At 45.7% G+C, this 473-nt stretch carries 1 protein-coding gene and 1 pseudogene; both read right to left on the bottom strand.

What is annotated here, in order from left to right:
- A partial coding sequence (locus B2899_RS02125) for a flagellar biosynthetic protein FliO (RefSeq protein WP_286883688.1) occupies positions 1 to 185 on the bottom strand: 185 nt, incomplete at its 3' end.
- Between the two features lie 177 nt (positions 186 to 362).
- Positions 363 to 473, bottom strand: a pseudogene (locus B2899_RS02120) (two-component system response regulator); the annotation flags it as partial.

The following is a 473-nucleotide window of genomic DNA, read 5'->3' as shown; positions in this document are numbered from 1 at the left end:
AATGCTGAACCGATTTGCACAATCTGCAGCGACTTCTGCGGACCTAACGAACAACCACCGAGCGTCCGAATGCCTGCTCTTCCGAAAAAGGACTGCGAACGCCTTCCCACAAAACGAAGCAAGAAGTAAATAACGGCAACGACAACAGCCAGGATAAACACTGTCTGTAAAAGCAGCATTGGCATTGAAGTTGTCTCCTGTGTTACTGTTTCAACCTCATCTAGAGGAGTCTTTGTGGGAAGAGAAGTGCTTGCGCTCACATTTGCATGCCAACAGAACAAAGGTAACAAGGCTATAGCACCAATGATCTGGATGCTGTTTTTTTTCATTGCAAAATATCCTTTCTCTATTAGACCGCCCTCTTATCCAAGCGTCTTTTTAATGGCTTCTATTACGCGATCCGCCTGAAATGGTTTCACAATGAAATCTTTTGCACCGGCCTGAATGGCATCAATAACCATAGCCTGCTGCCC

The sequence above is a fragment of the Aneurinibacillus sp. UBA3580 genome (assembly GCF_002375825.1).
Taxonomy (GTDB): Bacteria; Bacillota; Bacilli; order Aneurinibacillales; family Aneurinibacillaceae; genus Aneurinibacillus; species Aneurinibacillus danicus.
The sequence above is the reverse complement of the archived record's forward strand: the minus strand, read 5'-3'. Positions and strand labels throughout refer to the sequence as shown.